At 72.9% G+C, this 24,840-nt stretch carries 24 protein-coding genes and 4 pseudogenes; 14 read left to right on the top strand and 14 right to left on the bottom strand.

The genetic code is table 11. From position 1 onward, the window contains the following. Positions 1-1,314, top strand: coding sequence for a molybdopterin-dependent oxidoreductase (locus AB0I52_RS19585; RefSeq protein ID WP_363074181.1), 1,314 nt, complete (start codon positions 1-3; stop codon positions 1,312-1,314). Positions 1,315-1,663: 349 nt separating this feature from the next. On the opposite strand, the gene AB0I52_RS19580 is transcribed toward AB0I52_RS19585, so the two are convergent. The 3 genes from AB0I52_RS19580 to AB0I52_RS19570 all read right to left on the bottom strand — a co-directional run bounded on the left by AB0I52_RS19580 (position 1,664) and on the right by AB0I52_RS19570 (position 3,941). Beyond that, positions 1,664-2,467: a methyltransferase domain-containing protein gene (locus tag AB0I52_RS19580; RefSeq protein WP_363074179.1), complete on the bottom strand. Its 804-nt coding sequence runs from the start codon at positions 2,465-2,467 to the stop codon at positions 1,664-1,666. Next, positions 2,464-3,087, bottom strand: coding sequence for a DUF2064 domain-containing protein (locus AB0I52_RS19575; RefSeq protein WP_363074286.1), 624 nt, complete (start codon positions 3,085-3,087; stop codon positions 2,464-2,466). Before AB0I52_RS19575 ends, AB0I52_RS19580 begins: the two co-directional genes overlap by 4 nt. Before the next feature lie 140 nt (positions 3,088-3,227). Continuing rightward, positions 3,228-3,941: a glycosyltransferase family 2 protein gene (locus tag AB0I52_RS19570; RefSeq protein ID WP_363074176.1), complete on the bottom strand. Its 714-nt coding sequence runs from the start codon at positions 3,939-3,941 to the stop codon at positions 3,228-3,230. Between the two features lie 246 nt (positions 3,942-4,187). On the opposite strand from AB0I52_RS19570, the gene AB0I52_RS19565 reads away from it, so the two are divergent. Next, positions 4,188-4,904, top strand: coding sequence for a response regulator transcription factor (locus AB0I52_RS19565; RefSeq protein ID WP_363074174.1), 717 nt, complete (start codon positions 4,188-4,190; stop codon positions 4,902-4,904). Further along, positions 4,901-6,007 (top strand): HAMP domain-containing sensor histidine kinase, encoded by a 1,107-nt coding sequence (locus AB0I52_RS19560; protein WP_363074172.1) that lies wholly within the window; start codon positions 4,901-4,903, stop codon positions 6,005-6,007. Before AB0I52_RS19565 ends, AB0I52_RS19560 begins: the two co-directional genes overlap by 4 nt. Positions 6,008-6,040: 33 nt before the next feature. Here AB0I52_RS19560 and AB0I52_RS19555 read toward each other — a convergent pair whose 3' ends face one another. The 5 genes and pseudogenes from AB0I52_RS19555 to AB0I52_RS19535 form a co-directional block, all read right to left on the bottom strand. After that, complete coding sequence (locus AB0I52_RS19555; protein ID WP_363074170.1) at positions 6,041-7,111, bottom strand: NAD-dependent epimerase/dehydratase family protein; 1,071 nt, start codon at positions 7,109-7,111, stop codon at positions 6,041-6,043. A 101-nt stretch (positions 7,112-7,212) separates the two neighbouring features. Next, complete coding sequence (locus tag AB0I52_RS19550) at positions 7,213-7,812, bottom strand: hypothetical protein (RefSeq protein ID WP_363074168.1); 600 nt, start codon at positions 7,810-7,812, stop codon at positions 7,213-7,215. Then, positions 7,809-9,071: an MAB_1171c family putative transporter gene (locus AB0I52_RS19545; RefSeq protein WP_363074166.1), complete on the bottom strand. Its 1,263-nt coding sequence runs from the start codon at positions 9,069-9,071 to the stop codon at positions 7,809-7,811. The genes AB0I52_RS19550 and AB0I52_RS19545 overlap by 4 nt, the downstream gene beginning before the upstream one ends. A 58-nt stretch (positions 9,072-9,129) precedes the next feature. Beyond that, positions 9,130-9,690, bottom strand: coding sequence for a toxin (locus tag AB0I52_RS19540; RefSeq protein ID WP_363074164.1), 561 nt, complete (start codon positions 9,688-9,690; stop codon positions 9,130-9,132). A 4-nt stretch (positions 9,691-9,694) separates the two neighbouring features. Next, positions 9,695-10,209: pseudogene (locus AB0I52_RS19535) on the bottom strand (hypothetical protein). Positions 10,210-10,800: 591 nt separating this feature from the next. Between AB0I52_RS19535 and AB0I52_RS19530 the strand changes: the two are divergent. Continuing rightward, positions 10,801-11,130: a MerR family transcriptional regulator gene (locus tag AB0I52_RS19530; protein WP_363074162.1), complete on the top strand. Its 330-nt coding sequence runs from the start codon at positions 10,801-10,803 to the stop codon at positions 11,128-11,130. Between the two features lie 31 nt (positions 11,131-11,161). Here AB0I52_RS19530 and AB0I52_RS19525 read toward each other — a convergent pair. Continuing rightward, positions 11,162-11,630, bottom strand: a pseudogene (locus tag AB0I52_RS19525) (substrate-binding domain-containing protein); the annotation flags it as partial. Here AB0I52_RS19525 and AB0I52_RS19520 point away from each other — a divergent pair. The 4 genes and pseudogenes from AB0I52_RS19520 to AB0I52_RS19505 form a co-directional block, all read left to right on the top strand. Next, a pseudogene (locus AB0I52_RS19520) lies at positions 11,627-12,018 on the top strand (glycoside hydrolase family 38 C-terminal domain-containing protein); the annotation flags it as partial. The pseudogenes AB0I52_RS19525 and AB0I52_RS19520 overlap by 4 nt on opposite strands. Positions 12,019-12,432: 414 nt before the next feature. Continuing rightward, entirely contained in the window at positions 12,433-12,636 is a 204-nt protein-coding gene (locus AB0I52_RS19515) for a cold-shock protein (RefSeq protein WP_015609674.1), read from the top strand. A gap of 432 nt (positions 12,637-13,068) precedes the next feature. Further along, on the top strand, positions 13,069-14,646 hold the full coding sequence (locus AB0I52_RS19510) for a DEAD/DEAH box helicase (protein WP_363074160.1): 1,578 nt from the start codon (positions 13,069-13,071) through the stop codon (positions 14,644-14,646). A 51-nt stretch (positions 14,647-14,697) separates the two neighbouring features. After that, positions 14,698-15,009: an SCO5918 family protein gene (locus AB0I52_RS19505; protein ID WP_207317954.1), complete on the top strand. Its 312-nt coding sequence runs from the start codon at positions 14,698-14,700 to the stop codon at positions 15,007-15,009. 75 nt (positions 15,010-15,084) lie between these two features. Here the strand turns inward: AB0I52_RS19505 and crcB (AB0I52_RS19500) are convergent, their stop codons facing one another. From crcB (AB0I52_RS19500) to crcB (AB0I52_RS19490), 3 genes are read right to left on the bottom strand one after another with little or no spacing between them, the layout of a single operon-like run. Next, positions 15,085-15,459 carry a fluoride efflux transporter CrcB gene (gene crcB, locus AB0I52_RS19500; protein WP_363074158.1) on the bottom strand — a complete coding sequence of 125 codons (375 nt, stop codon included), beginning with the start codon at positions 15,457-15,459 and terminating at the stop codon, positions 15,085-15,087. Further along, on the bottom strand, positions 15,456-15,806 hold the full coding sequence (locus tag AB0I52_RS19495; RefSeq protein WP_363074156.1) for a DUF190 domain-containing protein: 351 nt from the start codon (positions 15,804-15,806) through the stop codon (positions 15,456-15,458). Before AB0I52_RS19495 ends, crcB (AB0I52_RS19500) begins: the two co-directional genes overlap by 4 nt. After that, entirely contained in the window at positions 15,803-16,219 is a 417-nt protein-coding gene (gene crcB / locus AB0I52_RS19490) for a fluoride efflux transporter CrcB (protein ID WP_363074154.1), read from the bottom strand. Before crcB (AB0I52_RS19490) ends, AB0I52_RS19495 begins: the two co-directional genes overlap by 4 nt. 310 nt (positions 16,220-16,529) lie before the next feature. Between crcB (AB0I52_RS19490) and AB0I52_RS19485 the strand changes: the two genes are divergently transcribed. The 5 genes from AB0I52_RS19485 (at position 16,530) to AB0I52_RS19465 (ending at position 19,675) form a co-directional block, all read left to right on the top strand. Next, positions 16,530-17,273 (top strand): polyprenol monophosphomannose synthase, encoded by a 744-nt coding sequence (locus tag AB0I52_RS19485; RefSeq protein WP_363074152.1) that lies wholly within the window; start codon positions 16,530-16,532, stop codon positions 17,271-17,273. A 67-nt stretch (positions 17,274-17,340) separates the two neighbouring features. Next, on the top strand, positions 17,341-18,084 hold the full coding sequence (locus tag AB0I52_RS19480) for a peptidoglycan recognition protein (protein ID WP_363074150.1): 744 nt from the start codon (positions 17,341-17,343) through the stop codon (positions 18,082-18,084). 83 nt (positions 18,085-18,167) lie between these two features. After that, positions 18,168-18,761 carry a GNAT family protein gene (locus tag AB0I52_RS19475; protein ID WP_363074148.1) on the top strand — a complete coding sequence of 198 codons (594 nt, stop codon included), beginning with the start codon at positions 18,168-18,170 and terminating at the stop codon, positions 18,759-18,761. Positions 18,762-18,848: 87 nt separating this feature from the next. Further along, positions 18,849-19,436 (top strand): DUF2975 domain-containing protein, encoded by a 588-nt coding sequence (locus tag AB0I52_RS19470; protein ID WP_363074146.1) that lies wholly within the window; start codon positions 18,849-18,851, stop codon positions 19,434-19,436. Further along, positions 19,436-19,675, top strand: coding sequence for a helix-turn-helix transcriptional regulator (locus AB0I52_RS19465; protein WP_363074144.1), 240 nt, complete (start codon positions 19,436-19,438; stop codon positions 19,673-19,675). Before AB0I52_RS19470 ends, AB0I52_RS19465 begins: the two co-directional genes overlap by 1 nt. Positions 19,676-19,691: 16 nt before the next feature. Here AB0I52_RS19465 and AB0I52_RS19460 read toward each other — a convergent pair whose 3' ends face one another. Continuing rightward, positions 19,692-21,242, bottom strand: a complete 1,551-nt coding sequence (locus AB0I52_RS19460; RefSeq protein ID WP_363074142.1) for a hypothetical protein — start codon at positions 21,240-21,242, stop codon at positions 19,692-19,694. A gap of 166 nt (positions 21,243-21,408) precedes the next feature. Next, positions 21,409-21,528, bottom strand: a pseudogene (locus AB0I52_RS19455) (12-oxophytodienoate reductase); the annotation flags it as partial. A gap of 183 nt (positions 21,529-21,711) precedes the next feature. On the opposite strand from AB0I52_RS19455, the gene AB0I52_RS19450 reads away from it, so the two are divergent. After that, the gene (locus tag AB0I52_RS19450) at positions 21,712-24,810 is read left to right on the top strand and encodes a VCBS repeat-containing protein (RefSeq protein WP_363074140.1); all 3,099 of its coding nucleotides are present in this window, start codon (positions 21,712-21,714) and stop codon (positions 24,808-24,810) included. Positions 24,811-24,840: the final 30 nt, after the last annotated feature.

Raw genomic sequence — 24,840 nt, 5'->3', positions numbered from 1 at the left:
ATGGGCGACAGACGTCGGTTCCGACGCTTCAGACTTCCCGCTTCCCTGCCCGGCCCCTCCTCCGGCCGCGCCGCCGGGCTCCTGGAGCGGACCCCCTCCGCGCCCGGCTTCTGGCGCAGCCCGGTGCGCGGGGTCCGGTTCACCGCGGTGCTCGGGCTCGTCCTGCTCGGTGGGATCACGCTGCTGTTCGTGACCGGTCTGCTGTCGTACGCCGCGTACAACCCGGACCTGAATCCGGTCAACGACAAGACGCCGGACAAGGGGCTGCTGGGCTTCTACCTCTTCGCCTGGCCGACCGGTCCGCACTGGCTGTACCGGCTGACGCAGGGGCTCCACGTCACCGTCGGCATCGTGCTCGTCCCGGTCCTGCTGGCGAAGCTCTGGTCGGTGGTGCCGAAGCTCTTCGTACTGCCGCCGGCCCGGTCGGTGGGCCATGCGCTGGAGCGGCTCTCGCTGCTGCTCCTGGTGGGCGGGGCGCTGTTCGAGTTCGTCACCGGACTCCTCAACATCCAGCTGGAGTACCTGTTCCCGGGCTCCTTCTACCCGCTGCACTTCTACGGGGCGTGGGTGTTCTTCGCCGCGTTCCTCGCCCATGCCGGGCTGCGGGCGCCGCAGGCCGTACGAGTGCTGAGGTCGGGCGCGCTGAGCGGGCACGTGCCGGGGGACCCGCTGGCCTCTCCGGCCCCGGCCGCGCCGACGCTCTCCCGGCGCGGCGCGCTGGCCATGGTGGGCGCCGGTTCGCTGGTCCTGCTGATCACCTCGGCGGGCCGGAGCTTCGACGGGCCGCTGCGGCAGATCGCGCTGCTCACCCCGCGCGGCGCCGCCGAACCCGGTTCGGGCCCCAACGGTTTCCAGATCAACAAGACCGTCGCCGCTGTCGGTGTCACCGCCGCCGAGACGGGGGAGGGCTGGTGGCTGACCGTCAGCGGGCCCGCCGGGGACCTCCGGTTCACCCGGGAGCAGCTGCTCGCCATGGACCAGTACAGCGCGGCCCTCCCGATCGCCTGCGTGGAGGGCTGGTCCACCTCGGACCAGTGGTGGCGCGGCGTACGCCTGAAGGACCTGGCGGAGCTCGCCGGGTACCCGCGCAACCCGCCCGGGGTGCTGGTGGAGTCAGTGCAGCGCAGCGGTCCGTTCCGCCGGGCGGCGCTCCGCGACAACCAGGTCCGCGACCCCCGTTCGCTGCTGGCGTTGCAGGTCAACGGTGAGGACCTGTCCCCCGACCACGGATATCCGGCACGGATCATCGTCCCGGCCGCGCCCGGCGTGCTCAACACCAAATGGGTGTCCCGGCTGACCTTCGGAGAGCTGTGAGGAGAGCGGTGAGGAGAGCGGTGAACAGGTTGAACCCCAGCGGCCTGGTGCGGCGTTGGTACGGGGAGGGCCCGCTGCACCTCCTCCTGACGGCCGCGTCCTTCGCCCTGGCGGGATACGCGGGGGTGCGGCTGCTGGCGGGGGACGCGTTCGGCGTCGTCGTCTGGTTCGTCGGCGCGGCCCTCGTGCACGACCTGGTCCTGGTTCCGCTGTACGCGGGCGCGGACCTGCTGCTGCGGCGCTCGCTCGGCCCGCGTCCCGGCCTGGTCAACTTCGTCCGGGTGCCGGCCTTCCTGTCCGGCCTGCTGCTGCTGATGTGGTGGCCGCTGATCACCCGGCACACGAGGCGCTACGAGCCGGCGAGCGGGCTCTCCCCCGATGTGTTCCTGGGCAACTGGCTGCTGATCACGGCCGCGCTGTTCGTGCTGTCGGCGCTCTGGCTGGTCGTCAGGACGCTGCGGCTGCGGCGCAGGGAGACGAAGGTGCGGCCGTCCGCCTCCCACTGATCGACGGCGGTCCAGCCGAGGAGTCCGGCGCAGCGCAGCAGTGCCGGTGTGCCGAGCCGGGCCCAGGGGAAGGGCGCGGCGGGCGCGGCCCGGTCGGCGCGTCCGTCGTCCAGCCGGACCCGGACCCGCTCGTCGATGTCCTGCGGCGCGGTCTCCGCGATGAGCAGCCCGCCGGGGGCGAGCAGGGCCGCCGTCCGGTGCAGGAGCCCGCGCGGGTCGCCGCCGATGCCGATGTTGCCGTCGACGAGCAGGACGGTGCCCCAACGGCCCTCACCCGGAAGGGGTTCGAAGACCGAGCGGTGCAGCGCGGAGCCGCCGAGCCGCAGGGTGCGGGCCACCGCCGCCTCGCTCACGTCGATGCCGAGCGCACGGTGGCCGCGGGCCGCCAGCGCCGCGACCAGCCGGCCGGGCCCGCACCCGATGTCCAGGACGGGCCCCTCGCAGCGGTGCAGCGCGGACAGGTCGGCGGAGTCCGCGCCCGCGCACCAGCGTTCCACGTCCAGCGGCAGCAGCCAGCCGTCCGTACGGCGCAGGAACAGCGGGCCGTGGCCGTTGCGCAGGGCGTCGGCGTACGGGTCGGTGCTCCAGGAGGAGGTGTCCGGGTGCGGCGGGCGGACCGTTCCGTGCCGGGGAACCGTCCGGCTCATCGGGCCACCGCCCCGGTCATACCGGCGAGTGCGGAGGCGAACCGGCCGTGCGGCGCCAGGGCGGCGACGTCCACGGCGTCGGCGGCCGTGTCCACGTCCCGCAGCCTGGGCAGATCACGCACCGTCAGTCCGGCGCCGACCAGCCGCCGGCGCTGCACCGCGCCGGTTTCCGGCACGGACATCGGCACCCCGCGCAGCAGCTCCGGGTCCGGCTCGGCCAGGCCCAGCGCCCAGAAGCCGCCGTCCTCGGCCGGGCCGAACCAGGCGTCGCAGCCGTCCCGGGACCCGGGGCAGAGCGCGGGCGCCAGATCGGCGGCGGTGATCTGCGGGGTGTCCATGCCGATGAGGAGCGTCGGCCCCGTGCTGCCGCCGAACGCGGCGGCCAGCCGTTCGTCGAGGCCGCCCGTGCACTGGCCCACCACCTCGATGCCCGGCGGCAGCCAGGGTCCGGGCGCCCCGTCGAGGACGAGCACCCGCCGCGCGGCGGGCAGCGCGAGGACGGTGCGCAGGGTGTCGGCGAGCGAGGCCTCGGCGAGCCGTGCGGCCTCCTGCGGGGTGAAGGGAGGCGTCAGCCGGGTCTTGACCCGGCCGGGCAGCGGTTCCTTGGCGATGACCAGCAGGGTCACCGGCCCGACGGGCGGGGTCCCGCCGACGGCCCCGGTTCCGGTGGCGGGTCCGGCCTCGGCGCGGTTCGTCGTCCCGGTCGTTCCGGTTCCGGCACGGTTCGCCCCGCCGGCCGCGCCGGTACAGGCGGCCGGGTTCACCGGGACGCCCCCACCGCGACCGGCGCCTCGCCCAGCACCGCGCGCATGTCGCGCACCGCGTGCCAGGTGCCCCGCCAGGTGCCGGTGACCTTCGACTTCCCGGTGCGCGAGAGGTAGGGGACGTCCGTCTCGGCCACCCGTAGCCCCGCGTCCGCCGCCCGCACCACCATCTGCAACGGGTATCCGCTGCGCCGGTCGGTGAGGCCGAGCGCCAGCAGGTCAGCCCGGCGCCCGGCGCGCATCGGCCCCAGGTCGTGCAGCCGCAGCCCGGTACGCCGGCGCAGCAGCCGGGACAGCGCCAGATTGCCCGCACGGGCGTGCAGGGGCCAGGCGCCGAGCCGGTCGGGGCGACGGCGGCCGAGCAGCAGATCGCTCTCGCCGTCCGCGATCCGGCGGACGAAGCCGGGGAGCAGCCCGGGGTCCAGGGACCCGTCGCAGTCGCAGAAGCAGACGAACTCCGCCTCGGCGGCGAGCAGCCCGGCGTGGCAGGCGGAGCCGAAGCCGCGCCGCGGCTCGTGCACCACCGTCGCGCCGAGCGACCGGGCCAGTTCGGCCGAGCCGTCGGTGGAGCCGTTGTCGACGACGATGGCGCGCCAGCCGCGCGGGACGGCGCCGAGCACCCCGGGCAGGGCGGCGGCCTCGTCCAGGCAGGGCAGCACGATGTCGGCGCGGGGGCCGGAGATATCGGGGGAGTCGGTCACCCGGCTCACCCTACGGAGCGTAATCCGACAAATCGGGCCACGGATTCTTACGAAACGTGGACATCGACCGTGTGGCGGTGCCCACGCGCCCGGCGCGCGGGGAGCGGGTGCCAGGGTGGGGTCATGCAGCCCGCCGTTCCAGCCCGCCCGGCGCCGGGAGGCCGGGGAGCCGGGGGCGAGGCCTCCGGCCCCGGCCCCGCTCCCGGCCCCGCTCCCGGCCATGACCGGGTCCCCGCCCCCGGCCACGTTCTCGTCGTGGACGACGACCCGACCGTCTCCGAGGTCGTCGCCGGATACCTGACCGGGGCCGGCTACGACGTGGCCCGCGCGGCGGACGGCCCGGCCGCGCTGGAGTGCTTCGCCCGCCGCCGCCCCGACCTGGTGGTGCTGGACCTGATGCTGCCCGGCATGGACGGCTTCGAGGTCTGCCGCCGGATGCGGGCGCACGGGCGGGTACCCGTCATCATGCTCACCGCGCGCGGCGACGAGGACGACCGCGTCCTCGGCCTGGAGACGGGGGCGGACGACTACGTCACCAAGCCGTTCAGCCCGCGCGAACTCGTCCTGCGCGTCGATTCCGTGCTGCGCCGCGCCGGTGCGGCCGCAGTGCCCGCCGGACGCCCGGCGCTGCTCGAAGGCGCGGGCCTCGTCCTCGACCCGGCGGCCAGGCGTGCCACCCGGGACGGCCGGGTGCTGGCCCTCACCCTGCGCGAGTTCGACCTGCTCGCCTTCCTGCTGCGCCACCCGGGCCGGGTCTTCACCCGGGAGGAGCTGATGAGCGAGGTGTGGGGCTGGGACTTCGGTGACCTGTCGACGGTGACGGTCCATGTGCGCCGGCTGCGCGGCAAGGTCGAGGCGGACCCGGCCCGGCCGGAGCTGATCCGTACGGTCTGGGGTGTGGGCTACCGCCTGGACCTGCCGTCCGGCCCGCCGGCAACCCCCGCCCCGGCCCCCTCCGGAGCGCCGTCATGACCGACATACTCCTCATCGCGCTGTTCGCGTTCCTCGGCGCGGCCGCGGCCGGGCTGCTCGGCGCACTCGTCCTGCGGCTCTTCCGGCACCGCTCGCTCGTCGTCTCGCTGACCGTGGTCGCCGCGGTCGCCGTGACCGCGATGCTCGCCGGGACGCTGGCCGTCGCCTGGGCGATGTTCCTTTCGCCGCACGACCTGTCCGTGGTCACGACCGTCGTCGCGATGGCCGCCGTCGTCTCGCTCGTCACCGCGATGCTGCTCGGCCGCTGGGTGGCGGCGCGGAGCCGCGAGCTGACCCTTGCCGCCCGCTCCTTCGGCGACGGCGGCACCTTCGCGGCGCCCGCGGCCCCGGCCACCGCCGAACTCGCCGCCCTCACCCGGGAGCTGGCCGCCACCAGTGCCAAGCTCGACAGTTCACGTGAGCGCGAGCGCGCCCTGGAGACCTCGCGGCGGGAGCTCGTCGCCTGGATCTCGCACGACCTGCGCACCCCGCTCGCCGGGCTGCGGGCCATGTCGGAGGCGCTGGAGGACGGCGTGGCCGTCGACGCGCCGCGCTATCTGCGGCAGATACGCACCGAGGTGGAGCGGATGAACGACATGGTCGGCGACCTCTTCGAGCTCTCCCGCATCCACGCCGGTTCGCTCACCCTCAGCCCCACCCGGATCTCCGTGTACGACCTGGTGGGCGACGCGCTCGCCGGCGCCGACCCGCTGGCCCGCGAGCACGGCGTACGGCTGGTCGGCGACCGGATCGAGGCGGTGCCGGTCGAGGTCGACGGCAAGGAGATGAGCCGGGTCCTGGGCAACCTCCTGATCAACGCGATCCGCCGCACCCCCGCCGACGGCACCGTGGCGGTGGCCGCGCAACGCACCGGCGGCGGTGTGGTCCTGTCGGTGACCGACGGCTGCGGCGGCATCCCCGAAGAAGACCTGGCCAGGGTCTTCGACACCGGATGGCGCGGCACCCACGCCCGTACGCCCCCGGCCGGCGCGGGCCTCGGGCTCGCCATCGTGCGCGGGATCGTCGAGGCGCACGCCGGCCGGGCCGAGGTCCGCAACGTCACCGGCGGCTGCTGCTTCGAGGTCACCCTGCCGGTGGCGTGAGCGTGAGCGTGAGCGGGGGCGGCGGACGCCGGATCAGCGGGCCGGGCTCCCGGCCATGTCCCGCTGCGGGGCCGCCGCGAACTCCGCCATCCCCTCCGCGAAGCCCACCGCGGGCCTCCAGCCCAGCTCGTCGCGGAGCCGCCGGGAGTCGGCCGTGACATGGCGTACGTCCCCGAGCCGGTACTCACCGGTGACCGCCGGGGCCGGGCCGCCGTGGGCCGAGGCCAGGGCCGCCGCCATCTCACCGATGGTGTGCGGCTCCCCGCTCCCGGTGTTGTACGCGGCGAAGCCGCCCGGCCGGAGCCCGGAGACGGCCTCCAGCGACACCGCGTTCGCGGACGCCACGTCCCGCACATGAACGAAGTCCCGCCGCTGCGCCCCGTCCTCGAAGACCCGCGGCGACTCGCCCCGGGCCAGCGACGAGCGGAAGAACGAGGCGACCCCGGCATACGGGGTGTCGCGCGGCATCCCCGGCCCGTACACGTTGTGGTAGCGCAGCGACAGCGCCCGCCCGCCGGTCGCGCGCGCCCAGGCGGACGCGAGGTGTTCCTGGGCGAGCTTGGTGCTCGCGTACACATTGCGCGGGTCGACCGGCGCGTCCTCACCGACGAGCCCCGGGGTCAGCTCCGTACCGCAGGAGGGGCAGAGCGGCTCGAACCGGCCCGCGGCCAGATCGGTCTCGGCCCTCGGCCCCGGCCGGACCGGGCCGTGGAGCCGGCACTCGTAGCGGCCCTCGCCGTAGACCACCATCGATCCGGCGAGCACCAGGCTCCGCACCCCGGCCCCGGCCGCGGCGGCGAGCAGCACGGCCGTCCCGAGGTCGTTGCACCCGACGTACTGCGGGGCGTCCGCGAAGTCCTTGCCCAGGCCGACCATCGCCGCCTGGTGGCACACGGCGTCGATGCCGCGCAGCGCGCGGTCCACGGCCTCGCGGTCGCGGACGTCGGCCACGATCAGCCGGCTGTCGGCGCGCCGGTCCGCCCCCTCGCCGTGCGCCGAGGGGAGCAGGGCGTCGAGCACCACCGCCTCGTGCCCGGCCGAGGTGAGGGTCCGGACGATCTCCGACCCGATGAACCCGGCTCCGCCGGTGACCAGTACGCGCATGACGGCCACGCTAGGGCGCCGCGGCCGGTGGGCGGGGTTGCCGGGTCGGCACGTCACGGGACCGTAAGAACCGGACCCGTTCGGCGGCCCCGCCGGACAGCTCAGCCGAACAGGAACGCGCCTGCCGTGGCCGCGCCCAGCGCGGTCCCGGCGGTCACCTGGCCGACCGTGTGGTAGCCGAGCGTCACCCGTGACCAGCACACGGCAGCCGTCATCAGGTACCCGAACAGCCACCACGGCGAGTGGACCACGGCGAGCAGGGCGACGACGGCGGAGGCGACCGAGGCGTCCACCGAGATCTTCCAGACCGTGTTCACGGCCAGCAGGACGACCGTCATCGCCCAGAGCGCGAGCATCGCGGTCAGGATGCCGGTGGGGGCGCCGCCCAGCACCATCACCGCCGAACCGGTGCCGATGGAGCCGAGGATGACGAGGAAGATCGGGGCCCGCTTGGTGCGGTCGACGACATGGCGGTCGCCCCAGGTGCCGCGTCCGCGCTCCCACTCGATGTAGCCGGCCGGGACGATCCCGGCGCACAGGGCGCCGAGCAGTCCCCACAGCAGTCCCGTCCACTCGCCGGCCGCCGCGTATCCGGTCGCGAGCATCCCGGCGAGCAGGAGATTACGTGGCTGGAAGACATCGGTCACCGTACGGGCGGTGGAGGTGGTGCGGGAGGTCTCCGCGACGTCGGTGGTGCTCATGCCGTCTGCTCCTTCGCCGCTGCCGTGGAGGACTCCAGGACCTGCCGGGCCCGTTGTGCCGTGATCGTCCGGTACGCGGCGGCGACCCGGACCAGCCAGGCGACCTCGCCGTCCTGGTCGGTCGCGTGCTGGGTGCCGACGGCCGCCGCGTCCCCCGGGGCCGCGCCGTCGCCGTGGGCCGCGAGTGCCGCCTTGATCCAGTAGGCGTCGGTGAGCGGTCCCGTCCGCTCCCGGTCGGCGGCGGTGGCCTCGGCGGTGGCCTCGGCGGCTGCGAGAAGGGTGTCGGGGGCGTAGTGGCGCAGCTTCTCCACCGCGTCGGCGATGTCCGCCGCCCAGCGGTCGATCCGCAGGTCCGCCGGGGTGCCGAACCGGGTCAGCTCGCGGACCAGCGAGGCCGGGGGGTCGAAGGGCTGGTCGGGGAAGGCCGCCATCAACTCGTACCAGAGCGCGTGCAGCCGCACCTGGGCGCGCCAGAGCTTCGCCCGGCGGCGGACGTTGCTCAGGGCGGGGATGGAGGCGCCGACCGCGAAGAAGGCGAACAGCACCACCTGCGAGGCCTCGGTGATCTCGTCGAAGTCCAGCGCGAAGGCCTCGCTCGGCGGGTCGATCACGCTCACCCAGAGGAACAGCGTCCGGCTGACGGTGTATCCGACCCCGATGAACATCGCGAACGTCATCATGCCGAGGCCGATCCGCAGCCGGCGGAGCCCGGCACTCGCGGTGGCCAGCGCCCACTGGTAGGCGCAGACGGCGGACGCGGTGCCGAGGTAGAGGTAGAACACGCTCATGTAGAGCGTCGCGCCCCACTGTCCGGCGTGGTCGGCGACGAAGCGGTCCGAGGGGACGGAGCGGTCGACGACCGTGAAGAACAGCACCGTCAGCAGCACCAGCGTGGCGACCGACGCCTTCGCGGCGACCTGCTGGATCAGCCGGGCGAACCGTACGTGCCGCGGGACGTCCCCGGCGTCGGCGTACTGGCCGTAGATGGCGACGATGTAGCTGAGGATGGCGAGGATCGCGACGGTCGCCGTGTAGTGCTTGATCAGCACCGAGAGGTCGGTGACGGAGCTGTCGTTGAGCCCGATGCGCACGACCCGGGTCTTGGTCCACAGGGCGGCGGCGAATCCCGCGTAGCAGCCCCACAGGGCCCGGCGGCGGCGGTCGTCCTCGTCGCCCCAGAGGGCGGCCGGCATGCGCCACAGGGCGACGGCTGTCATCAGGCCGGCTATCAGGTAGCCGGCGAGGTCGAGCGGTGTCACGGCGGAAGTCCTCGGGGTGGGGGAAGGGTTCGGCTGCGAGACGGGGGCCGGGCCGGTGCTACGTGCGGCGGAACAGACCGCGGCGGCGGTGGGCGACCGGGAGGGAGAGCGAGTCGGCGAGCCGCCCCACCATGTCATCGCTCGTCACCTCCCTGGCCATCCGGGGGATGAGCGAGGCACCGAATTCGGCCATGCGTTCGTCGTGGGTGTCGTACTGCGCGCGGGCCTGCACGGCGTCCGGGGCCCGGAGCGCCTCGGCGCCGACGACCCGGGAGATCAGCGAGGTGTCGAAGACGGGCAGCAGCCGCTGGAGCTGCTCGGCGTCCAGCGAGGTGCCGTGGTCGAACCACTCGTGGCACAGCTCGTGCAGGATGACGTGCTGGGTCTGGTACGCGGTGGGGCGCCGGCGGTAGAGGACGAAGCTGGTCGCGCCGGCCTTCAGCCGCAGCCCGCAGGCGCCGTTGACGCGGGCCAGCCGGTCGGGCATCTCGTGCAGCACGATGGTGCGGCCGCCCGCCGTCTCCATGTTCGCCACCAGCCCGGCGATCGAGAAGGGCGCGGGCAGGGGGAGCCCGGCGAGTCCGGCCTCGCACTCTTTGCGCAGTCTGCGCAGGGACATGGGACTAACTCCGTGGTCCGCCGTCGGCCGGGCGCTGCCGGCTCTTCGCGTCCTCCAGCAGAGCGAGCGCGAACTGCAGCAGCTCCGGGGGCAGTCCCTCCTCGTCCAGTCCCCGTCCGGCCAGCCCGCTGATGTCCCCGGTGCGCCGCTTGGCCAGGAACTGAAGACCGTCGACGACGTCGTCGACGACCTCGGACTCCTCCTTGAAGAAGCGCCAGTCCACGCCGAAGCCGAGGCCGAGTGCCTTGAGGATGTCCTCGGACGGCTGGGTGACCTTGCCGGCCAGGATGTTGGAGAAGTAGCTGTGCGAGAGCGATCCGCCGCGCTCCTTGACCAGGTCCGCGAAGACCCGCCCCGAGATCTTCCGGCCGGGGAAGGTCTTCTCGACCATGTACTCGACCTTCTGCCGCAACGTCCGCAGTTCCGGCGCGCGTTCTTCGCCGCTGTCCATCCGGCCCCCCACGTGTCCGTCCCCCGCCCGGTGCCTGTCCGGCGCCGCGCGGTGTCCGATTCGGTCAACGGGCTCGTACTGTAACGAACCCCGGCCCGTCGCCCCCGGCGCGGGAGCCCATGAGCGGATCGCGGGTGTCCATGAGCGCATTCCGAACGTGGACGTAGTGGCACATCCTGCGACTGTGTACAGGAGCAGGGTTGCGCAAATACTCTACGTCACTGTTAACTCAAAAAAACACGGGCAGGGGACCACGAGGGGAGCCCCTTGCCCGTGAGTTCGGTGGCGACGCCTGCGCGAACGGGCCTCCCGCTGACGGGGGCAGGGCGCGCACAGGGGTGTAGCCCTTCACGACGGGGGATGCGTGAAGGGCTACGTGTGCATTATGGCCCGAGGGCACGCAGTCATCAACTGACCCGCCGGTCAGTGTTCTTGGCGTTTTCGATGTCCGGGTCCCGCAGGTGCGGCCGAAGAGGGCCGGCAGGCGCGGCCGAAGAGGGCCGGCGTGTGCGCCGGACCGGCGGCCCCGGGGGTGGCCCGCTCAGATAACTTCCCCCGTCCGGCCAGGGAAATCTGTCGCGGCTATGATAGAGACGATGGCTCGCACAACGAGAGTTTCTCCAACGGTCAACGAAGTCGGCGACACGCGGCAGGTGCCCATGCCCCCCGAAACCCCTCCGCACTCCACCGACCGTCTCGATGACGACGACTACCCCGCCTACACCATGGGCCGCGCCGCGGAGATGATCGGCGCCACGCCCGGATTCCTCCGCGCGATCGGCGAGGCCAGGCTGATCACCCCCCTGCGCTCCGAGGGCGGCCACCGCCGCTACTCCCGCTACCAGCTCCGCGTCGCCGCCCGCGCCCGGGAGCTCGTCGACGGGGGCACGCCGATCGAGGCCGCCTGTCGCATCGTGATCCTGGAGGACCAGCTCGAAGAGGCGCTCCGGCTCAACGAGGAGCTGCGCAGGCCGACTCCCGACTCCTGAGGGCCGGTCTCCGACTCCTGAGGGCCACGTCTCAGGGCCTCGCCTTCCGGCTGATCACCTCCTTTTCCTCCTCCACCACCGTCGCCGTGCTGCCCCGTTCGATCAGCCGGGGCAGCGGCACCCGGATGGTGTGCGCCGTGCCGCCGTCGAGCAGCGCGGTCAGCTCCCGCGCCGCGAGCTGTCCGAACGCGACCGTGTCCCTGGACAGCGCGGTCAGCCATGGAGCGGTCGGCCGGCACGGCGCGGAGTCCTCCCACGACACCACCGACACGTCGTCCGGGACCCGGAAGCCGAGGCCCGCCGTGACCGCCACCCCGGCCGCGGCCATCACGTCGTTGTCGTAGACGATCGCGGTCGGCGGGGTGTCCTGCTCCAGCACCCGGCGCGTCACCGCCGCGCCCGCGGTGGTCCGAGTAGTCCGTGGTCACCGAGTGGGCCTCGGTCAGCCCGCGCCGGTCGGCCTCGATGCGCAGCGCCCCTGTTCCCACCCTCACCCTTCGTGCACCTGGAGGAGCCGGGCTGGGGCGTGGCCCTGGTCGACGGCTCGACGTACGGGCACGACGTGACCCGCACGGTCCGCGACAGCGACGCGGGCACGACCGCCACGGTGCGGGTGTCGCTGCTGCGCGCCCCGCGCTTCCCCGACCCGGAGACCGGCCAGGGCATGCACCGCTTCCGGCACGCGCTCGCACCGGGCGCCGCGGTCGTCGACGCGGTCCGTGCGGGCTTCCGCATCAACCTGCCGGAGCGCCGGGTGACCGGTGACCGCGAGGTGGCCGCGCTGGTGGCGGTCGACACGACGCGGTCGTGGTCAGCGCGGTCAAGCCGGCGGACGACGCGAGCGGTGATCTGGTCGTGCGGCTCTACGAGTCCACGGGCGGCCGGGCCGGGGTCCGGCCCGCGGGCGGCCACGCGGCCGCCGCGAGCGGCCGACCTGTCCGCAACCTCCCCCCTGGTCCTGAATCAGGGGGGAGATTGCCGCACGGGTGGCCGGAGCACTGCCCCGTACGGCGGCGAATATCTACAGTGACAAGCACAGAATTTTACGCAATGTGCGATGAGGGTTTATGGCACGCCGGGTGGAGTGTAATTACTTGCCGCGCCTGGCCGCATTCATTGTGCTACTGTAGATCTCAGTTGCAGTTGTGGTTCCCAAAGACTCCAAGTGCTCTCCTCAGCTAAATGGGCTGAACGGGTGCACTTTTGTATTTCCGGTTCATTATCCGGATGGGGTAATCATCGCGGCGACGTGGGACTGGCACAGTGCGAGTCCCCGGGCTCTGCCCCAGAAGGAGATAGAACATGGCTACTGGCACCGTCAAGTGGTTCAACGCGGAAAAGGGCTTCGGCTTCATCGAGCAGGATGGTGGCGGCGCTGACGTCTTCGCCCACTACTCGAACATCGCCGCCAGCGGCTTCCGTGAGCTGCAGGAGGGCCAGAAGGTGAACTTCGACGTCACGCAGGGCCAGAAGGGCCCGCAGGCGGAGAACATCACCCCCGCGTGAACCTGATCGCTCCGGCGCTCACGCGCTGAGATGCTTTCGCGCAGCTGGGGCCCGCACCTTGGGGTGCGGGCCCCAGCTCGTTGCTTTTACGGGCTCACCCCCGAGCGATGCCGTGCCGGTGCACCACCGCCACGAGCTGCCGGGCAGGCGCCCAGTACCAAGATCTTCACCGTGCGGCGGACGATCCGCCATGGCTCCCGGACCGGAACACCGGCCCGCCGGAGCCCCGTGACGTGACCTGCAGGCCCGCTCCGCGGGCCCGCTCGTTGTGTCATTGCGAAGCACCGGACCCGGTTCGGCCGGGCCCGTATCGGCTCAAGACCGGCTGCCGGGCTTCGTTCACGTATGCCAACGGCCCGTTCTTGCGATTCTTGTGCCGCTCGTCGCCGCAATGAATTCCTCGATACGCGCCATATCGAGGAAGGGTTCCGTATGAACCGCGACCGCACAGCCCGCTCCAATGACCGTTATTCCCGCACCTCAGGCGGCTCCCGTTCGGGCGGCGGCGGCTTCCGCTCGCAGGCCCCGGGCCGCCAGGGTGGCCAGGGCCGCTTCGGCGCCCCGGCCCAGCGCTCCGGTGGCGGCGGTGGCTACGGCCGCCGGCCCGCCGCCAAGCAGGGCGAGTTCGCCCTGCCGACGACCATCACCCCGGGGCTGCCCGCCGTGGAGGCCTTCGCCGATCTGGACATGCCCTCGCCGCTGCTTTCGGCGCTCGCCAACGAGGGCGTCACGGTGCCGTTCCCGATCCAGGCGGCCACGCTGCCGAACTCGCTGGCCGGCCGTGACGTACTGGGCCGCGGCCGTACCGGCTCGGGCAAGACGCTCGCCTTCGGTCTGGCCCTGCTGGCCCGTATCGAGGGACGGCGCGCCGACGCCCGCCGTCCGCTGGCCCTGGTGCTCGTCCCCACCCGGGAACTGGCCCAGCAGGTCACCGACGCGCTCACCCCGTACGCCCGCTCGCTCAAGCTGCGGATGGCCACGGTCGTCGGCGGCATGTCGATCGGCCGGCAGTCGGCCGCGCTGCGCGGCGGCTCCGAGGTCGTCGTCGCCACTCCGGGCCGGCTGAAGGACCTGATCGAGCGCGGCGACTGCTCGCTGGACCGGGTCTCCATCACCGTCCTGGACGAGGCCGACCAGATGGCCGACATGGGCTTCATGCCGCAGGTCACCGAGCTGCTCGACCAGGTGCAGGCGGAGGGCCAGCGGATGCTGTTCTCGGCCACCCTGGACCGCAACGTCGACCTGCTGGTGCGCCGCTACCTGCACGACCCGGTCGTCCACTCGGTCGACCCGGCCGCCGGTGCGGTGACGACGATGGAGCACCACGTGCTCTACGTCCACGGCGCCGACAAGTACGCCACCACGACGGAGATCGCCGCCCGCGACGGCCGCGTGATCATGTTCCTGGACACCAAGCACGCCGTGGACAAGCTCACCGACCACCTGCTCAACAGCGGGGTCCGGGCGGCGGCGCTGCACGGCGGGAAGTCGCAGCCGCAGCGCACCCGCACCCTGACCCGGTTCAAGACCGGCCACGTCACGGTGCTGGTCGCCACCAATGTCGCGGCGCGCGGCATCCACGTCGACAACCTCGACCTGGTCGTCAACGTCGACCCGCCGAGCGACCACAAGGACTACCTGCACCGCGGCGGCCGCACCGCCCGTGCCGGGGAGTCCGGCAGTGTCGTCACGCTGGTGCTGCCCAACCAGCGCCGCGAGATGACGCGCCTGATGGCGGACGCCGGGATCACCCCGCAGATCGCCCAGGTCCGCTCCGGCGAGGCCGAGCTGAGCCGGATCACCGGTGCGCAGGCACCCTCGGGCGTGCCCGTCACCATCACCTCGCCGGTGTCGGAGCGGCCCAAGGGCGGATCCTCGTCCCGCGGCCGCCGCAGCCGCCCGGCCCAGGCCCGGCGCACCTCGGCGTCGGCGTCGTCTTCGTCCTCCTCCTCGTCCCAGCCGCGGGGTGGCGGTGCGCAGCGCCGGTCCTCCGGCAACCGTGCCGCCTGACCGTTGCCCGCGTTCCCGTCCGGTTCCGCCCCCCGACCCCGTTGAGGCACTATGCGCTGCGTCATCGCCCGCTTCCCCTTCGACCTGTTCAAGCATGAGGTCGAGGCTTCGATGAAGGGCATCAAGCCCGAACCCGTCACCGGGGAATCGGTGATCATCAGCCGTCGTGTCTATCCGGTCAAGCAGGTGGGTGAAGTGATCACCCGGCAGGACCGCCGCGACTTCACGGCCGGTGAGGTGACCAGGGCGCTGGGGCGTCTCGGCTTCACCTGCCGGTCCGTACCGGCGCCGTCCGCTCCGGTGGAGCTCAGTCCCATGGAGGCGGCTTCGGCCGCGCTGGGGACCCCCGGACAGGACGCCTGAACCACCCGCACCACCCGCCGAGGCCCGGCTCCCCTCGGGGAGCCGGGCCTCGGTGCGTCGCATCTCCTCTGGCGGTCAGCTCCAGAGCGCCTCGGCGAGCGTGACGCCGACGAACACCGCGCCGAGACCCGCCACCACGCTCGCGACCACGTTGGCCGCCGCGTAGGACCGCGCGCCGTCCTCGGCCAGCCGCAGCGTCTCGTAGCTGAAGGTCGAGTACGTGGTCAGCGCCCCGCAGAGCCCGGTGCCGAGCAGCAGCTGCACGTGCGAAGAGGCGGCGCCGGCCGTCACCGCACCGGTCAGCAGCCCCAGCACCAGGCAGCCCGCGACGTTCACCGTGAACGTTCCCCAGGGGAACACGGCGTCGTGCCGGGACTGCACCGCCCGGTCGGTCAGGTACCGCAGCGGGGCGCCGACCGCCGCGCCGACGATCACCAGCAGCCAGTTCACCCGGGCGCCTCCGGCTCGCCCCGCCGCACCAGCTCGCAGGCGTCCAGGACGACCGGGCTGTCGCCGGTCAGCTCCTCGATCAGGGGCAGGAACGCGCGCACCTTCTCCTCGGTGTCCACGATCACCACCGCCACCGGCAGGTCCTCGCTCAGCGAGAGCAGCCGCTGGGTGTGGATCATCGAGGAGGCGCCGAAGCCCTCGATCCCGCGGAACACGCTGGCGCCCGCCAGCCCCGCCGCGTGCGCCCGGTGCACGATCTCGGTGTAGACCGGCCGGTGGTGCCAGCCGTCGGACTCGCCGACCAGGACGGTCAGCCGCAGGGCGCGTTCGGTCCTCGATGTCGTCATGGCTGCCTCCACGCCAGCACACGGCGTGTCAGCCACACCGCGCTCCACACCGCCGCGAGGGCCGCGAGCAGTGTCAGTCCCAGATACGCCAGACCGCTGCGGGCCCGGTTCCCGTCGACGAGGCGCTCGATGTCCACGGCGTAGGTGGAGAAGGTGGTGAACCCGCCCAGCACCCCGGTGCCGAAGAACGGCCGCACCAGCCGGTGGGCCGCCCACACCTCGCTGATCACCACCATGAACACGCCGATCACCGCGCAGCCGATGACGTTCACCACGAGGGTCGTCCACGGGAACCCGTCACCCGCCGTGGGCCACAGCAGCGACGCCCCGTAGCGCGCGGACGCGCCGACGGCGCCGCCGAGCGCGATCACCGCGACGACCGGGGTCTGCGGGTTCAGGGGCTTCGTGGGCACACGTCTCCTACCTGCCGGGGCGCCCGCCGGACGCGGGTGCGCTCGTCGCCAAGTAGGGACCGTTGGCGGCGCGATCGCGGCCGCGGTTCGGGTACGGCGGGCCCCACCGCCGCGCGGCGGCCGTCACCGGCCCCCGCTTCCTCCAGATTATCGGGTGGTCCCCACGGGGGCGTGCCGGGCCCGATGCGGTTCCCGGGCACCGGGGATCCCCGGTGTTAGGCTCGCGCGGCCGTCCGCGCGGAGCGCGGTGTGCACGAGGGACGAGCGGTGTCACGAGGGACGACAGGACCGACAGGACCGACACGAGGGAATGGCCGTGGAGAAGACGCCTCCGAGGATCGTGGTGGTCGTACCCACCTATGACGAGCGGACGAACCTGCCGGTCCTGGTCGGCCTGCTGACGGACCTGGGCCTGCCCGGTCTGCGCGTGCTCGTGGTGGACGACAACTCCCCGGACGGCACGGGCGAGGTGGCCGACCGGCTCGCGGCGGAGACCGGGGGCGTCGTGGGGGTGCTGCACCGGACGGAGAAGGACGGGATCGGCCGGGCCTATGTGGCGGGGATGGCGCGGGCGCTCGCCGAGGGCGCGGACGTGGTGATTCAGATGGACGCGGATCTCTCCCATCCGGTGTCCAGGGTGCCGGTCATGGTCGACACGCTGTTCGCCGAGGACGCCGCGGTGGTGATCGGCTCGCGCTATGTCGAGGGCGGCTCGCTCGCGACGGAGTGGCCCCGGCATCGCAAGGCGCTGTCCGCCTGGGCGAATTTCTACGTCAACGCGATTCTGCGGCTGGGGGTGAAGGACGCCACCGCCGGATTCAAGGCGTGGCGGGCCTCGGCGCTGAACGCGATCGACGTCCCCTCGGTGCGCAGCAACGGGTATTCGTTCCAGGTGGAGATGAACCACCGCGCGGTCCGGCGCGGGCTGCGGATCGTCGAGGTCCCGATCCGGTTCGAGGAGCGGGTCAGCGGTGAGTCGAAGCTCGGTCTGCGGGTGCAGATCGAGTCCGCGATCGCCCCGTGGAAGCTGCTCCTGGGCCGGTACAAGGGCTGACCGCCGGCGGTTCACCCGATCGGCCACCGCATCTGCGGGCCCGGCGGCGAGGCCGCAGGGTGGTCCCATGTGGCCCCGACGAGTCGTGCTGGGCGCCGCGGTCCTCCCGTTCGCCCTGCTGGTGCCGAGGGACGCCCCGGTGCGGCTCGCGCTGCCCGCGTCGGCGGCCGCCGCCCACGAGCGGCCGCGCCCGGTGCCGCGCGGGGCGCCGCAGCCGGCGATCGTCAGCCGGGCGGCCTGGCATGCGGACGAGCGCATGGTCAGGGAGCCGGCGGTGTACACGGGCCCGGTGCGGGCGGCCTTCATCCACCACACCGGGGAGACCAACGACTACGCCTGCGCGGACGTGCCGCGGATGCTGCGGTCGGTGGAGGAGTCCCACATAGAGGGCAACGGCTGGGACGACATCGGCTACAACTTCCTCGTCGACCGGTGCGGGACGATCTACGAGGGCCGGGCGGGCGGCATCCGGCGTTCGGTCCGCGGCGCGCACACCACGGGCTTCAACGCCGACAGCGTGGGCATCGCGGTGCTGGGCGACTACGGAAGCGGGGCCACGGTGCCGCCGGTCCTCGTACGGGCCCTGGCGAAGGTGGCCGCGTGGAAGCTGATGCCGGGCGTCGATCCGCGCGGCACGGTGCGGCTGGTCTCGACGAACGACGCGAGCAGGTTCCCGAAGGGCACGGCCGCCGTGCTGCCTGTCATATCGGGCCACCGTGACGCGTACCGGACGGACTGTCCGGGCGAGGCGCTGTACGCCGCGCTGCCCGCGATCCGGGCCGCGACGGCGGCTCTGCGCAAGGGGCGGTGAACGGCCGGGGCCGCTCCCGCCAGGACTATTGCGCTAGTACATATTCACTTTCTGCCTAGTTCGAAATGGGCTAGGGTTCCGGCATGTCTGCCACGTCCCCGCTTCCCGTGACCCTGACCGGCCGCCACGTCCGCCTGGAGCCGCTGTCCCCGGACCATCTCGACGGCCTCTTCGCCGCGGGCGGCCGTGACGACGAGGTCTGGCGCTGGCAGGGCGGGCCGACGCCCCGCACCAGGGAAGAGCTCGGCGAGAAGCTGACGGCCCTGCTCGCGGCGGCACGGCAGGGCGTGTACGTCCCGTTCGCCGTGATCCACCGCGCGAGCGGCCGGGCCGTGGGATGGACCACGTACATGGACGTCGACGTGGCCGATGAGCGCCTGGAGATCGGCTGGACCTGGTACGGCCGTGCGCACTGGCGGTCACCGGTCAACACCGAGACGAAGCTGCTCCTGCTCACCCACGCCTTCGAGGAACTGGGCATGGGGCGCGTGCAGTTGAAGACCGATCACCTCAACGAGCGCTCTCAGGCGGCGATCGCGCGCCTCGGGGCCCGGCGCGAGGGGGTGCTGCGGCGGCACCGCCGCCGCCACGACGGCAGTTGGCGCGACACCGTGTACTTCTCGTTGCTCGCCGCCGAATGGCCCGAGGCGAAGGCCCGGCTCGGCGCCCACCTCTGACGGCGTACGGGGACAGGCCGTGCACTTGTCGATTATCGATATGCTCCTCTAGAGTGAGCATATCGATAATCGATGGAAAGAGATGCGATGAACACGCGACTCACCAGCGCACTGGCCTCGGTGACCTTCGGGCTGGCCATCCTCAGCGGACTCGCCTTCCTCGGTACGGGCGTCACGCGCATGCTCGACGACGGGGCGGTCTGCGTGGAGACGGGCTTCTGGGCCAATGCCCGGCTGGCGCCGGACGGCCTGCCGGTCGCGAAGGGGGTGGAGGCGGCGGGCAGCCTCACGCGACTCTGCCAGGACAGCCCCTCCGTGGGCCAGCGCGCGGCCGACCTGGGCGGCGAACTGCCCTGGCTGCTGTTCGGCGCCCTCGCGCTGCTGCTCTTCTCCCGGCTGCTGACGACCGTGCTGCGGCAGGGGCCGTTCACCGAGGCGGCGGCCCGACGGCTCACCGCTCTGGGCTGGTTCGTCACCGTGGGCACGCCGGTGGCCGGGCTCGTCGTCGGGTGGTCGCAGTCCTGGCTCGTCGGGAGCATGGCGCCGGTCGTGGGTTCCGGGCCGACGGTCTCCGGGCCGCTGGTGCTCGTGCTCGCCGGCCTCGCCGGTGTGATCCTGGGGAAGATCATGCGCGAGGGTGTGCGCATGCGAGAGGACCTCGAAGGGACCATCTGATGCCGGAAGAGGAACTCCACTCGATCCGCATCCACCTCGACCGGCTCCTGGCGGAGCGCGGTATGACACTCACCGAACTGTCCGCGCAGGTGGGCATCACCGTCGTCAACCTGTCCGTGCTCAAGAACGGGCGGGCCAAGGCCATCCGCTTCTCGACCCTGTCGAGGATCTGCGACGTCCTCGGCTGCCAGCCGGGAGACCTGATCACCCACGAGCCCGCGGAGCCCCCCGCCCGGTGAGTGTCCGGGCCCCGGCTCAGCAGCCGCCGTCGCGCGACAGCCCGTAGGCCGAGTCCAGCCGGTAGGTGCCGCCCCTCGGCACGGTGAGCCGGGTCCAGTCGCCGTCCTGCCGCAGGCAGCCACCGGCGCCGTGCCCGCCGACCTCGCGCGCGCGCAGCCACGGCGAGTACGCGAGCCGTACGGTCACCGAGCCCGCCTCCGGCACCCGGACCACCAGATCGGCCTCGCTGCCGCTCACGACCGCGGCCGGCGGCGGCACCAGAGGCACCGCGTTCCGCACCCGGTAGACGCTCCAGCCGTCGTCCCGCCAGACCCGCCGCAGCCAGGGCAGCCCGCTCCGGACCAGGGCCGCCTCCGCCTCGGCGGGTCCGTCGGGCTTCCCGTGGTGCAGCACGACGTACCCCACGGCCCAACGGTCCAGCCAGGCACGGTAGGTGGCCGGGGACAGCGTCCCGTCGTAGAAGAGCCGCCCCCGTTCCACGTCGAGTTGACGGTTCCAGCCGCGCGCCATGTTCACGTGGCGGGCCAGGACGGTCGCCTCCCGGTGGTTGCGGGCGGGGACGACCTCCACCCGGGTGAGATCGGCGTTCAGGCGGCGCAGTTCGCCGACGACGCCGTCCGTGCGGGCGGCCCAGGACGGCTTGTGGTCGGAGACCCTCAGGTCGTCCAGGGTCTTGTCGGCCAGCCAGTTGGCGGACAGCCCGAGAGCCACGGCGATCACGACGGTGCGCGTCCAGGCCCTCTCCCGGACGAGTGCCAGGAGCGCCGCGAGCAGCACCGGGACGGCGACGAGACCGAGGAGCCGCTCGACATTCGTGCCGATCGGGGAGGCGACGAGGAAGACGAGGAGCACGCCGACGGCGTACACCACGGCGCCGTAACGCGGTACGCGCCATTCGCGCCCCGGCGGCGCCGCGACGGCCAGCGCGGCGCAGATGCCGAGCGGCATCCACAGCCGGCCGCTGTGCATGGGCTGCTCGCCGCCGCCGGGGAAGAGCAGCGCGACGGTTCCCACGACGGCGAAGAACGGGACGATCAGGATGACGCCCTTGTGCCACTGCCGGTCGAGGAGGTACGCCGCCCCCGCCACCACGAGGAAGAGCCCCGCGACCGGACTGGCCATCGTCGCCAGCGCCCCGGCCACGACGGCGACCACGGCGCGGTCGGCGTACAGGCAGGCGACGAGCCCGATCGCGACGCCGAGCGCGAACGTCGTGCGCCCCGAGGCGACGTTGCACCACAGGGCGAGCGAGGCGAGGACCGCGGGGGCGAGCGGCAGGCGCATCCCGGTGCGTACGAACAGCACGGCGATGAGCCACGAGCCGGCGATCCCGGCGGCCACGGAGACCGTCCGGACACCGAGGAAGGCCATCAGGTAGGAGGAGAAGACGCTGTAGCCGGCGGTGTGGATCCCGCCGTACCAGGAGAGGTTGTACGCCGAACCCGGGTGGCGTGCGGTGAATCCCGACCAGGCGAGCTGCGCGGCCAGGTCGCCGCCGCCGGTGGCCAGGACGAGTGCCCACACGACGTACAGCGGGACCACGACACCCACGGCGACGAGCGGCACGCGTTGCCGCCGCCACCAGGGCGGGACGGCCGGTTCCCCGTCCCGGCCGTCCCTCAGCCGATCGCCGACGTCATCCGTACTCGCTCGCACTTCCCCGCTGACACCCACCCGGCAACCCTAGGGCCTGTCGTCAGACCATGCCGGACAAGGGCCGGGGCCCGTCGGGTCAGCGCAGGGTCTTCAGCATCTCCGCGCCGAACGGCGTGATGTCACCGGTGCGCCCGTCGAGGGTCTTCGCGGCCCATTCGGGGTCGGCGATCAGCGCACGGCCGACGGCGACCATGTCGTCTCCCGCGAGTGCCGTGACGTCGGGCGACGTTGTCGTCCCAACGGTGCGGCGTACGCCTGCCGAACCCCGTGGGAACAGCTATACGATGGGCGACCTCTGGGGGAGATGCGTCGGCTGGGGGCCGGGTCGGCACGTGCGACGGTGCGCAATCCCCCGTGGGTCCTGGGGAGGGTCTGGTAGATGAGTCGTCGTGTTTTCGTGCGTCCACGCAGGACGGTCGGCGCGTGGGTCGCGGTCGTGGTGGCGACGGGTCTGTCGGTGGGGGCGGGGCCGCTGCCGCAGTCGGCCTCGGCGGCTGACACACCGCAGGAGACCGTGGTGCCGGCTGCCACGCGCGGCACCCACGAGTCGGCATCGCTGTTCTACCCCGACACGCAGTCGGGGACCGACGGGGCAGGGGCGGAGGGGGTCTTCCACCGGCTGGAAGGCCGGACGGGCCTGGTCTGGACGCGTTACGCGGACGGCAGCTCCACCCCCGTGCCCGCTGACAAGCCTCTCGTGTCGAACCGGGGGACGGGCACCGATGTCCTGGCGCGCAACGACGGCGGCCGGATCGTGCTGTGGGACGCGGCCGGCGGCACCACGGAAACGGTTCAGGTGCCGGACGGCCTGCAGTTGATGGGTGTCTACGGCACCACGGTCGTCGCCTTCAGGAACGGCACCGCGGACGACGGGCTGTCGACACGGTTCATCCACCTGCTCACCCCGAATCCCGATGGCACCACGCGTGACGTGACGGTCAGCGGTATGCCCGCCGGCCTGAGGCTGGCGACGTCCCGCGCGGCGGACGCCGGCAGTCTGCTGTTCGTCGCCGAGTGGGACGACACGCACCGGATGGTGGCTGTCGACCGGGAGACCGGCCGGGTCCAGAGCTGGACGCAGCCGATCCCCGTGGCGAACATCCTGGCGAGGATGTCCAAGGACCACGTCGTCCTGTACTTCCCCAGCAACCCGAAGGTGCTGGTGCTGCCGCGCTCCGACCTGTCGGCGACCCCGGCCGAGCTGACGCTGGGCGGCCCCGACGTCAGGAACCCCGCCAACGACCTGGCACTCGTCGGTGAGTGGCTGGTCCACCGTCCCGGTACGGCGATCCTGGCCCAGCCGTTGACCGGCGGCAAGAGCGTCACCGTCGTCGCCTCGTCGAACCCCGACGTCTCCTCGGCGCCCGACGGATCCGCGGTGGTGGTGGGCCGCACGACCGCTGACGACTGGGGCATCCAGCGCCTTGCTCCCGGCGCCGACGGCAGGCCCGTCGTCACCCAGGTCAAGCCGCTCCCCAAGCCGGTCGCCAGGATCCAGGGCCTGTCCCTGGAACAGGGCAGGCTCGTCGTGGCCGACCCCAGCAGCGGCCGGCGGGACGCCTACCTGCGGACCGTCCCCACCACCGGTACCCCCGAGTTCGGCGCACGTTCCACGTTCACGAAGCCCGACGTGGCCATGGCTCAATGCCCGGACCCGGATGCCGGCTGCTCCACGGTCCGGGGCACGGCCGACGGCCGGATCGCCTGGCTGGAACGGGGACAGCCGTCGGACGACGACCGGCTCCGGGTCCACGGCCCGAACGGGTTCTATGACCGCGGCGTCCCCGCCGGCGGCCGGATCACCGACGTGTCCGGTGACTACGTGATCTACGCGGGTACCGACCAGCAGTACGTGTACCGGCTCGACGACTCCGCCGGCCCGGTGACCCGCCCGAAGGGCGCGGCCGCCCTGTGGGACGACGTGCTGCTGACCGCCGGAAGCACTCCGGGCAGCATCGCGGGCTTCGACCTGAGGACGAGGAAGGCGACGGCGGCCCTCGCCACCGACGCGGGCTGCGTCCCGGAGGAACTGCAGGCGGTCGGCCGCTGGCTGTACTGGAGCTGCGGACCCGGCGGCAGGGCCGGGGTGTACGACCGTACGGCGAAGACGTCGCTGCCGGTGCCGTCCGGCGAGGCGGGGCTGGGTGACGGCTTCGTCGTCACGCACGACAAGGCGGCGGGCCGGCTGACCCTGACCACGGTCACGGGCGGCAAGGTCGTCGGCCGTGACATCGGGGCGCTGCCCGACACCGGGGTCTCGCAGCGTGATGTCCGCTGGACCGTGGACAAGTCCGGTACGAACGCCGCGTACGTGGACGCCCAGGAGCGGGTGCACCTGGTGCCGTCCGGGGCGACCGCGCAGCCCCTGCGGCTCCTGACGCGGGCCGAGAACGCCGCGTCCGTGACGGCGACCGCGCCGGACGCCACGCCGGGCGCGCTCACGGACGTCCTGCTGTCGAAGCCCTCCGCGCAGTGGACTCTCACCGTGCGCAGCGGGATCACGGGCAAGGTCGTCGACACGGTGCAGGGCGGCCCCGCGCAGGGCGCACTCCGGGCCGGCTGGCACGGCATCGACCGGTCCCGCCCCGGCAACGTGTTCCTCCCGAACGGGCGCTACGACTGGTCGCTCTCCGTCGCACCGCGGGACGGGCTGGGCGCCCCCCTGTCCGTCACCGGCACGGTGCGGCTCAGGGGCGGGGCGGACGTGTGGCGGGACCTCGTCGGGGACGACGGCTTCGGCGAGCTGCTGGCCCTGAACTCCGCCGGACTCGTGTACTCCTACCAGGGCAGCGGCACCGGGGGCCTGCGTGCGCGGCAGGCGGCGACGGGCGCCAAGTTCCCGGCCACCGCGCTGCTCGTCCCGTTCGGGGACACGGACGGGGACGGATGCGACGACGTGCTCGTGCGCCAGGGCAACGAGCTGCGCGCGTACCGGCCGGGCTGCGGCGTGACCGTGTCCGCCTCATCGCCGTACACGGTCATCGGCTCGGGCTGGGCGCAGTACGACGTCCTCACCTCACCCGGCGATGTGAACGGTGACGGATTCATCGACATGATCGCCCGTCAGACGACCACCGGCGACCTGTACTTCTACGCCGGAACGGCCACCCACCGGCTGGCGACCAAGGTCCGGATCGGAACGAACTGGAAGCTCTACTCGAAGATCGTCGGAGCCGGCGACCTCAACGGTGACGGCAGGGGCGATCTGCTCGGCGTCGACAAGTCCGGTGGCCTGTGGCGCTATTACGGCAAGGCCGCCGGCGCCGTCACCTCCCGTGTGCGGATCGCCTCCGGCTGGGGCGCCTCGTACACGACGGTGGTCGGCATGGGCGACATCACCGGTGACGGCCGCACCGACATCGTGGCCCGGGACACCAAGGGCAAGCTGTACCGCCACAGCAGCACCGCGGCCGGCACCCTCGCCGGCCCGGTGACCATCGGCACGAGTGGCTGGAGCGCCTACAAGGGCCTGTACTGATGGCCCAGGACCGGGGCCGTCCTCGGGAGC

The organism is Streptomyces sp. NPDC050423, from assembly GCF_040655445.1.
Taxonomy (GTDB): Bacteria; Actinomycetota; Actinomycetes; order Streptomycetales; family Streptomycetaceae; genus Streptomyces.
This window is presented reverse-complemented; position numbering and strand designations above follow the sequence as displayed.

What these genes read in the sequence shown, in the direction of transcription:
- AB0I52_RS19450 (WP_363074140.1), top strand. Translation starts at nt 21,712, where the DNA reads ATGAGTCGTCGTGTTTTCGTGCGTCCACGCAGGACGGTCGGCGCGTGG.
- AB0I52_RS19485 (WP_363074152.1), top strand. Translation starts at nt 16,530, where the DNA reads ATGGCCGTGGAGAAGACGCCTCCGAGGATCGTGGTGGTCGTACCCACC.
- AB0I52_RS19530 (WP_363074162.1), top strand. Translation starts at nt 10,801, where the DNA reads ATGCCCCCCGAAACCCCTCCGCACTCCACCGACCGTCTCGATGACGAC.
- AB0I52_RS19465 (WP_363074144.1), top strand. Translation starts at nt 19,436, where the DNA reads ATGCCGGAAGAGGAACTCCACTCGATCCGCATCCACCTCGACCGGCTC.
- AB0I52_RS19505 (WP_207317954.1), top strand. Translation starts at nt 14,698, where the DNA reads ATGCGCTGCGTCATCGCCCGCTTCCCCTTCGACCTGTTCAAGCATGAG.
- AB0I52_RS19475 (WP_363074148.1), top strand. Translation starts at nt 18,168, where the DNA reads ATGTCTGCCACGTCCCCGCTTCCCGTGACCCTGACCGGCCGCCACGTC.
- AB0I52_RS19585 (WP_363074181.1), top strand. Translation starts at nt 1, where the DNA reads ATGGGCGACAGACGTCGGTTCCGACGCTTCAGACTTCCCGCTTCCCTG.
- AB0I52_RS19560 (WP_363074172.1), top strand. Translation starts at nt 4,901, where the DNA reads ATGACCGACATACTCCTCATCGCGCTGTTCGCGTTCCTCGGCGCGGCC.
- AB0I52_RS19470 (WP_363074146.1), top strand. Translation starts at nt 18,849, where the DNA reads ATGAACACGCGACTCACCAGCGCACTGGCCTCGGTGACCTTCGGGCTG.
- AB0I52_RS19580 (WP_363074179.1), bottom strand. Translation starts at nt 2,467, where the DNA reads ATGAGCCGGACGGTTCCCCGGCACGGAACGGTCCGCCCGCCGCACCCG.
- AB0I52_RS19510 (WP_363074160.1), top strand. Translation starts at nt 13,069, where the DNA reads ATGAACCGCGACCGCACAGCCCGCTCCAATGACCGTTATTCCCGCACC.
- AB0I52_RS19555 (WP_363074170.1), bottom strand. Translation starts at nt 7,111, where the DNA reads ATGCGCGTACTGGTCACCGGCGGAGCCGGGTTCATCGGGTCGGAGATC.
- AB0I52_RS19515 (WP_015609674.1), top strand. Translation starts at nt 12,433, where the DNA reads ATGGCTACTGGCACCGTCAAGTGGTTCAACGCGGAAAAGGGCTTCGGC.
- AB0I52_RS19550 (WP_363074168.1), bottom strand. Translation starts at nt 7,812, where the DNA reads ATGAGCACCACCGACGTCGCGGAGACCTCCCGCACCACCTCCACCGCC.
- AB0I52_RS19480 (WP_363074150.1), top strand. Translation starts at nt 17,341, where the DNA reads ATGTGGCCCCGACGAGTCGTGCTGGGCGCCGCGGTCCTCCCGTTCGCC.
- AB0I52_RS19540 (WP_363074164.1), bottom strand. Translation starts at nt 9,690, where the DNA reads ATGTCCCTGCGCAGACTGCGCAAAGAGTGCGAGGCCGGACTCGCCGGG.
- AB0I52_RS19495 (WP_363074156.1), bottom strand. Translation starts at nt 15,806, where the DNA reads ATGACGACATCGAGGACCGAACGCGCCCTGCGGCTGACCGTCCTGGTC.